This window comes from Escherichia sp. MOD1-EC6842, from assembly GCF_002965705.1.
GTDB classification, from domain to species: Bacteria; Pseudomonadota; Gammaproteobacteria; order Enterobacterales; family Enterobacteriaceae; genus Escherichia; species Escherichia ruysiae.
On the sequence record NZ_PTRF01000038.1, the window covers coordinates 1 to 6,247 of the forward strand.

The following is a 6,247-nucleotide window of genomic DNA, read 5'->3' on the forward strand; positions in this document are numbered from 1 at the left end:
CAACTAATCAAGGTAGTTAATCATGGCTGAACACGATATTACGCCAGAAGTCACCATTTCCAAAACACAGCGCCGCTGTACCGTGGGTTATCTGCCCAACCGCAGTGACACGCCGGTGATCAAAATCAGCGCCAAATGGCTGAGAGAAGCGGGATTTGAGATCGGCACGGGCGTTACCGTGAAGATCTCGTAAGGCTGCCTGCTCCTGCTTGCGGATAACAACGAAGTACAGGAACTGCGCAGGGAGCTTTATCAGGTTAAACAGGCGGTTAAGGGGATGCGTGACGGGATGTTTAGTGTGCTGAACGAGAGTTAAATAATAAAAAAGCCGGGAAGATTTAATTTCACCCGGCTTTTTATTTAAAATGCCAATTCTAAATCCACTGGATTGTTTATATTTATTCTTAGTCTAATATTAGAACTTGATTCTACTATAATAATATCAGATGTATATTCAGTTATATTAATAAATGGATTAGATTCTTCGGAATAAAGAACCCAAACTAAGTTTTTATTTTCATCGAGATATGCGATAAATCCTTCAGAACCATAACTACCTTCTCCAATGCAACAATAGCAATTATTCGCTAATTTAACTTCTCTAGACTTATCAATATCAGTAACTTCATCTTTATTTTTTTCATAAAAGGCAGAGAAATCAAACTCACCATTTTTCTCAATACAAGGAGTAGGGTAAGATGTTATTTTACAAAGGAAAGATTCACCGTTAGAAAAGTAAATAGCATCTTTTATCGGTAATAAACCATCTTCCCATAACTGAATAATATTTTTCATTTGCAACCTCTTGATGTTCTTTCCGGTCGAGAATTTAATCCTTTATCTGGTACTATTCCACCGGCCTTTATATTTCTTCGTTCTCTAAATCTCTCTCGGAATTTTTGTAACCATGTTTTTCCAGTAGATGAGTCAGGATGAGGAGCATTAGGGTCAACTCTAATGACTTTAACCTTATCTAATCCGGCCTCTAGAGCTGCGTCTAATCGCCTATTATCATAAGAAACTAATTGCCCATCAATATCAATTACTCTTAATGGAGACCTGTCCCAATCCCAACCACCATTACGCATAATATCGGCATAATCATGAGGTGATATTGTTCTTTGAGAAAAATTAATATCTTTGGGATTAACCCACTCCCCTGTTAATCCCAGCGGGTCGATCCAACTTATTGGATTCGGTGAGTATTGGTAAAGATTCAGTCCCCCCGCCAGCCCTATCGGGTCAGGTTGGGTAAACCGCCTGTAGTCCGGATCGTAGCACCTGAGTAAGTATACTCACACTCAAGATGCATCCCTTAAAGATAAAGAAGCAGCGCAGTGTTTATTACCTTCTGCGATTACACTCGCTGCATGCAACTCAGATGCTTCACAATTATTTATTAAAACCGGATATATTTATACCTATATATGATAATTCATCTAAATCTTGATGCTTATTTGCAGGTTCTAAATAACGTGCAGGAAATAAATCCCTGGCAGCATGGTAATATAAAATAGAGATAATATCCTTTTGTATTTCCTTCAATGCCTCTCTATTTTCACAACCAGTAACGTCATAAACTTCCTGATCGCTACAATTTTCTAATACATAATTTATGCACGATTCATAAATCATCAAACCGTCTTCTGATACATCAATATGAAATTGATTTACTGTTCCTGAGGGATTTCTATGTTCCAATAAATACATTTCTCTCACCTATTAAAATCTTACATAATCACTAAATATATCTCTAAACTCATCAAGTTCACTTTGAGTTGGTCTTTCCCATCGGTCAGTATTTCGATTCATTCGATGTTGGATATTTTTCCTAGAGATATCCCTCATAGATGTGACAATTTCAGAACCATCTTTTTCAATTATATGTGCTCTGTCATTTGGTCCCAGTACAACCCACCGCCCATCTGATTGCTTTAATATATCGCTAGAACGCGCATTTTGAAGATCATTAATAACAGCACCAATAGGTCGACCTTCACGATGCCTTTGTAAAGCATGACTACTTTTCTTCAAAGTAGCACACATCTGCCCCAACGGATCTATCCAGCTTACTGGATTAGGCGCATATTGGTAGAGGTTTATCCCACCTGCCAGCCCTATCGGGTCAAATCGCGCAATCTAATCGAAGTCCGGATCGTACTGTCAGTTTCGTCTATAAATCACTAAAACCATCACGTCATAGTTCATACGCTACCGCCACACCCTGACAAAGTAAGCTATCTGCACGAAGTTTATTTTACTATCTAATCAGCAGGTTAAATACAAAAATATCATTTCCAAAACACAGCGCCACTGTACCGTGGGCTATCTGCTCAACCGCAGCGACACGCCGGTGATCAAAATCAGCGCCAAATGGCTGAGAGAAGCGGGATTTGAGATCGGCACGGGCGTTACCGTGAAGATCTCGGAAGGCTGCCAGATCCTGCTTGCGGATAACAACGAAGTACAGGAACTGCACAAAGAACTTTATCAGGTTAAATAGTCAGTTAAGTGGATGCGTGACGGGATGTTTAGTGTGCTGAACGAGAGTTAAATAATAAAAGCCGGGAAGGTTCAATTCCCTTCCCGGTCATACAAGTAACTAATCCCTAATGTACACATCCATATATTTTGACACATTATCTTTATATAAAGAGGTATTTCTAAAGGTTTTTAAATCAACGCCATTTAATTTACTGTAACCATCCTCACTCAATGAGTCGGATTGCCAACCACAAACGGGACATATTTCAAAAACAGAGTCTTCATATTTGTCAAAAACAATAAATCTGCAAGCAGCACAATGAATCCCAGTGATTTCACTATCAGAATGATCAATGATTTTTATTTCATTCCCAGTAACTTCTTTAACCTTATTTTCCAGATACTTATTTCTTATTAATGGAGATAACTTATAAACGTCAATAATATCGTTATTAAACATTTGCTTATTAGATAAGGATGATTCTGGAGCGTCTATTAGTCCATTCTCATACAAAAGGGTAGCTCTGTCGTCAGAGCTTAAAGTAAATAATGAATAAGAGGAAAGAAAATTAATAACCTCTGTGTGAAGGAATTCTATATACATTATTTTTCCCCAGCTAAATTAATTGCATCCTGAAATGGAGTCTTACTTCGTCCATCATCTATATAATACGTCCTCATTTCTCTTTTCCCCATATGCCCTACAAATATTTCACCGGTATTTTTATCATGTCTGATTACAAAATTGCCTACTTTTGCTTCTTGCATTGATTCGGTTAAAGGTTTTGAAGCAAATTCTTTCGCTTTTGCCATATACTGATTTTGTGTAATATTACCGAATTCGTGTCCATGTTTTGCATAGTGATATTGTAATCCAGTTTGACCTGTTACAGGGTTTTTGTTCGGGTTAAAGCTTTTCCACTTAACAGAGCCAGCGATACCACAATTATTAAGTCCGAGAGGATCGATCCAGCTTAACGGATTAGGCGCATATTGGTAGAGGTTTAATCCGCCTCTCAGCCCTATCGGATCAAATCGCGCAATCTAATCGAAGTCCGGATCGTACTGTCAGTTTCGTCTATAAATCACTAAAACCATCACGTCATAGTTCATACGCTACCGCCGCCCCCTGATAAAGTAAGCTATCTGCACGAAGTTAATTTTACTATCTAATCAGCAGATTAAATATAAAAATATCATTTCCAAAACACAGCGCCACTGTACCGTGGGTTATCTGCCCAACCGCAGCGACACGCCGGTAATCAAAATCAGCGCAAAATGGCTGAGAGAAACGGGATTTGAGATCGGCACGTGCGTTACCGTGAAGATCTCGGAGGGTTGCCTGTTCCTGCTTGCGGATAACAATGAAGAACAGGAACTGAGCAGGGAACTTTATCAGGTTAAACAGGTGGTTAAGGGTATGCGTGACGGGATATTTAGTGTACTGAACGAGAGTTAAATAATAAAAAGCCGGGAATATGTTGGACTACACCTTAATCAGTTGGGTGTCCAACTTTATGGGGTCAGTCCAAAAACCCGGCTTTCATTAGACTTCTTCTATTTCATATTTTATAGATAATTCATGAAAGGCAGTAAATATCAGTGAAAATAATTTATCTCTATCACTTCCATTTAAATTGTTTACAATAAAAAACCATCCTCATGATCTTCTATTGAAAAATCAATCCAATTTGAATAGCTAGATGGAATCCAAAGTGAACCGTCAGTATTAATTCGAGAGGATGGTTGATTTACCTTTATTCTATCGACAATAAAAGAAAGTAAATTATCTACTTTATCATCGACATGTATAACATATTCAACACTCATTAATTTCTTACCTTATACGCCGCACCCATGGGTCCGCCCTCGTTTTGTAGAATAATCATTTGGATCCCTATATGTGTTTCATTTGGATTTGTACTCGGAATGCCTCTGTCATTCAGCGGTATCTCACCGGGATCATATTTATGCACATGTGCGTTAGCTCCTGATTTCGGTAATGGATCACCGTTTTTCATAGTCATACTTTGGTTTCCATAGGGATCGACACGAACTTTAGAACCATCGGCGTGGCTCCAAGTCTGATTCCCGGTACTTGTTTGTTTATCTAAATTGAATCCATTATCAGTAAGAATAGAACCTATTGCCCCTGGGGATCTTCCTTTTAATTGAGGTAAATCAGAGGCGGCACTTAATCCAAGAGGATCGATCCAGCTTAACGGATTAGGCGCATAAGCATAAAGGTTTAAACCGCCCCTTAAGCCTATCGGATCAAATCGCGCAATCTAATCGAAGTCCGGATCGTACTGTCAGTTTCGTCTATAAATCACTAAAACCATCACGTCATAGTTCATACGCTACCGCCGCCCCCTGATAAAGTAAGCTATCTGCACGAAGTTAATTTTACTATCTAATCAGCAGATTAAATATAAAAATATCATTTCCAAAACACAGCGCCACTGTACCGTGGGTTATCTGCCCAACCGCAGCGACACGCCGGTGATCAAAATCAGCGCCAAATGGCTGAGAGAAGCGGGATTTGAGATCGGCACGGGTGTTACCGTGAAGATCTCGGAAGGTTGCCTGATCCTGCTAGCGGATAACAACGAAGTACAGGAACTGCGCAGGGAACTTTATCAGGTTAAACAGGTAGTTAAGGGGATGCGGGATGGGATGTTTAGTGTGCTGAACGAGAGTTAAATAATAAAAAAGCCGGGAAGATGATCCCGGCTCATTATAAATTAAACTCGCTCACTTCTAAGTAAAATAAATTTTGCGGATTTCAATATGATGTATTTTAATTCAGAAGGTCTGGATGTATCATTAATATAAAGAAGATAATTATGTTCTGGATAATCCATCTCATCAGGTTCGTTATCTAATAAATCAATATTTTCCTTTAAGATAAAATGTTCATGCTTCTTATCACCTGAAATATAATAGACACCATGATAAGAACTATCCCTTTCGATAAAAAATATATTCAGCGACGACTCCAGTAATTCACGAGCCTCATTTAAATCTCTTCCAGAAAATCCATACAAATCATAGTAACTCATTGTTAACTCACAAACTATGGCAATATTATACTTGGTGCTCTACCAGTTGCTGCTGGAATAGAGTCAAAAATCATGAAGTTAACGTCTCTTCCATATTGTTCACTCATTCTATCTGCTAGTCCTTTTAGCCCCAACTTATCCAGATCCCGTGCTTTTAACGGCCCAGTTCTTAATCCACCACTTCTGGTGGCAATTCCAGCGTTTTTGGCTGCACTCAAAATATCATCACCTGCAAGAGCGATATCAAAATCACTCACTCTTCCTACATCAAAAGGCTGCCCAGTACGGTAACTTTTCCCAGAAACAGCACTACCTTGAATAATAGGCGTAGTATCAGGGAAACCAGCATCAGAAAGACCTTGTCTTATTTCTCGACCAAATTGATTAAATTCATCTGCATCCCTAAAACCTTTCGGTGTACATGGCGTTAATCCAAGAGGATCGATCCATCCAAGCGGATTTGGCGCATACCGATAAAGGTTTATTCCCCCCGCCAGCCCTATCGGGTCCGGCTGCGTAAACCGCCCGACATCCGGATCATAGTACCTGTGCAGATTGTAGTGCAGCCCCGTTTCCCTGTCGAGGTACTGTCCCTGGTAGCGCAGGCTCTGCTCCACTCCGCCATGATCCTTCTCCTGTATTGTGTTTCCCCAGACCTGGTATCCCGTCTCCCACACGATTTTCCCGTCGCTGTCCGTCAG

At 39.7% G+C, this 6,247-nt stretch carries 13 protein-coding genes and 5 pseudogenes; 4 read left to right on the forward strand and 14 right to left on the reverse strand.

What is annotated here, in order from left to right; all coding sequences use genetic code 11:
* The first annotated feature begins 22 nt into the window (after nt 1-22).
* Nucleotides 23-316: pseudogene (locus A7Z29_RS22680) on the forward strand (SymE family type I addiction module toxin).
* 44 nt (nt 317-360) lie between these two features.
* Here A7Z29_RS22680 and A7Z29_RS22685 read toward each other — a convergent pair.
* The 6 genes and pseudogenes from A7Z29_RS22685 to A7Z29_RS23350 form a co-directional block, all read right to left on the reverse strand.
* Nucleotides 361-795, reverse strand: coding sequence for a hypothetical protein (locus A7Z29_RS22685; protein ID WP_065226382.1), 435 nt, complete (start codon nt 793-795; stop codon nt 361-363).
* Complete coding sequence (locus A7Z29_RS22690) at nt 792-1,088, reverse strand: hypothetical protein (RefSeq protein ID WP_286135445.1); 297 nt, start codon at nt 1,086-1,088, stop codon at nt 792-794. The genes A7Z29_RS22685 and A7Z29_RS22690 overlap by 4 nt, the downstream gene beginning before the upstream one ends.
* An 87-nt stretch (nt 1,089-1,175) precedes the next feature.
* Nucleotides 1,176-1,277 (reverse strand): annotated as a pseudogene (locus A7Z29_RS23875) (RHS repeat-associated core domain-containing protein); the annotation flags it as partial.
* 115 nt (nt 1,278-1,392) lie between these two features.
* A complete protein-coding gene (locus tag A7Z29_RS22695) occupies nt 1,393-1,710 on the reverse strand; it encodes a hypothetical protein (protein ID WP_157944812.1) in 318 nt (105 codons plus the stop codon).
* 12 nt (nt 1,711-1,722) lie between these two features.
* Complete coding sequence (locus A7Z29_RS23440) at nt 1,723-2,034, reverse strand: hypothetical protein (RefSeq protein ID WP_157944813.1); 312 nt, start codon at nt 2,032-2,034, stop codon at nt 1,723-1,725.
* An 11-nt stretch (nt 2,035-2,045) separates the two neighbouring features.
* Nucleotides 2,046-2,127, reverse strand: a pseudogene (locus A7Z29_RS23350) (RHS repeat-associated core domain-containing protein); the annotation flags it as partial.
* A gap of 193 nt (nt 2,128-2,320) precedes the next feature.
* On the opposite strand from A7Z29_RS23350, the gene A7Z29_RS22705 reads away from it, so the two are divergent.
* Entirely contained in the window at nt 2,321-2,503 is a 183-nt protein-coding gene (locus A7Z29_RS22705; protein WP_105290883.1) for a SymE family type I addiction module toxin, read from the forward strand.
* Nucleotides 2,504-2,602: 99 nt separating this feature from the next.
* Here the strand turns inward: A7Z29_RS22705 and A7Z29_RS22710 are convergent, their stop codons facing one another.
* The 3 genes and pseudogenes from A7Z29_RS22710 to A7Z29_RS23880 all read right to left on the reverse strand — a co-directional run.
* Nucleotides 2,603-3,088: a CPCC family cysteine-rich protein gene (locus A7Z29_RS22710; RefSeq protein WP_105290884.1), complete on the reverse strand. Its 486-nt coding sequence runs from the start codon at nt 3,086-3,088 to the stop codon at nt 2,603-2,605.
* Nucleotides 3,088-3,297 (reverse strand): hypothetical protein, encoded by a 210-nt coding sequence (locus tag A7Z29_RS22715; protein WP_105290885.1) that lies wholly within the window; start codon nt 3,295-3,297, stop codon nt 3,088-3,090. The genes A7Z29_RS22710 and A7Z29_RS22715 overlap by 1 nt, the downstream gene beginning before the upstream one ends.
* 129 nt (nt 3,298-3,426) lie before the next feature.
* A pseudogene (locus A7Z29_RS23880) lies at nt 3,427-3,516 on the reverse strand (RHS repeat-associated core domain-containing protein); the annotation flags it as partial.
* Between the two features lie 166 nt (nt 3,517-3,682).
* Between A7Z29_RS23880 and A7Z29_RS22720 the strand changes: the two are divergent.
* Nucleotides 3,683-3,943 (forward strand): SymE family type I addiction module toxin, encoded by a 261-nt coding sequence (locus A7Z29_RS22720; protein ID WP_286135449.1) that lies wholly within the window; start codon nt 3,683-3,685, stop codon nt 3,941-3,943.
* A 182-nt stretch (nt 3,944-4,125) separates the two neighbouring features.
* Here the strand turns inward: A7Z29_RS22720 and A7Z29_RS22725 are convergent, their stop codons facing one another.
* The 3 genes and pseudogenes from A7Z29_RS22725 to A7Z29_RS23885 all read right to left on the reverse strand — a co-directional run.
* On the reverse strand, nt 4,126-4,314 hold the full coding sequence (locus tag A7Z29_RS22725; RefSeq protein ID WP_286135446.1) for a hypothetical protein: 189 nt from the start codon (nt 4,312-4,314) through the stop codon (nt 4,126-4,128).
* Nucleotides 4,314-4,511 carry a hypothetical protein gene (locus A7Z29_RS23535; RefSeq protein WP_198599437.1) on the reverse strand — a complete coding sequence of 66 codons (198 nt, stop codon included), beginning with the start codon at nt 4,509-4,511 and terminating at the stop codon, nt 4,314-4,316. Before A7Z29_RS23535 ends, A7Z29_RS22725 begins: the two co-directional genes overlap by 1 nt.
* A 165-nt stretch (nt 4,512-4,676) precedes the next feature.
* Nucleotides 4,677-4,760: pseudogene (locus A7Z29_RS23885) on the reverse strand (RHS repeat-associated core domain-containing protein); the annotation flags it as partial.
* 166 nt (nt 4,761-4,926) lie between these two features.
* On the opposite strand from A7Z29_RS23885, the gene A7Z29_RS22735 reads away from it, so the two are divergent.
* On the forward strand, nt 4,927-5,187 hold the full coding sequence (locus tag A7Z29_RS22735; protein ID WP_286135450.1) for a SymE family type I addiction module toxin: 261 nt from the start codon (nt 4,927-4,929) through the stop codon (nt 5,185-5,187).
* Between the two features lie 41 nt (nt 5,188-5,228).
* Here the strand turns inward: A7Z29_RS22735 and A7Z29_RS22740 are convergent, their stop codons facing one another.
* Together A7Z29_RS22740 and A7Z29_RS23890 are read right to left on the reverse strand one after the other, a co-directional pair.
* Nucleotides 5,229-5,546: a hypothetical protein gene (locus A7Z29_RS22740; protein WP_085460360.1), complete on the reverse strand. Its 318-nt coding sequence runs from the start codon at nt 5,544-5,546 to the stop codon at nt 5,229-5,231.
* Nucleotides 5,547-5,560: 14 nt separating this feature from the next.
* Nucleotides 5,561-6,247, reverse strand: a 687-nt coding sequence (locus tag A7Z29_RS23890; RefSeq protein ID WP_286135447.1) for an RHS repeat-associated core domain-containing protein, incomplete at its 5' end; no start/stop codon positions are given.

Excerpts from the sequence above, each read along its gene's own strand:
- A7Z29_RS22685 (WP_065226382.1), bottom strand. The coding sequence starts at position 795 with ATGAAAAATATTATTCAGTTATGGGAAGATGGTTTATTACCGATAAAA.
- A7Z29_RS22690 (WP_286135445.1), bottom strand. The coding sequence starts at position 1,088 with ATGCGTAATGGTGGTTGGGATTGGGACAGGTCTCCATTAAGAGTAATT.
- A7Z29_RS22695 (WP_157944812.1), bottom strand. The coding sequence starts at position 1,710 with ATGTATTTATTGGAACATAGAAATCCCTCAGGAACAGTAAATCAATTT.
- A7Z29_RS22710 (WP_105290884.1), bottom strand. The coding sequence starts at position 3,088 with ATGTATATAGAATTCCTTCACACAGAGGTTATTAATTTTCTTTCCTCT.
- A7Z29_RS22715 (WP_105290885.1), bottom strand. The coding sequence starts at position 3,297 with ATGGCAAAAGCGAAAGAATTTGCTTCAAAACCTTTAACCGAATCAATG.
- A7Z29_RS22725 (WP_286135446.1), bottom strand. The coding sequence starts at position 4,314 with ATGAGTGTTGAATATGTTATACATGTCGATGATAAAGTAGATAATTTA.
- A7Z29_RS23535 (WP_198599437.1), bottom strand. The coding sequence starts at position 4,511 with ATGACTATGAAAAACGGTGATCCATTACCGAAATCAGGAGCTAACGCA.
- A7Z29_RS22740 (WP_085460360.1), bottom strand. The coding sequence starts at position 5,546 with ATGAGTTACTATGATTTGTATGGATTTTCTGGAAGAGATTTAAATGAG.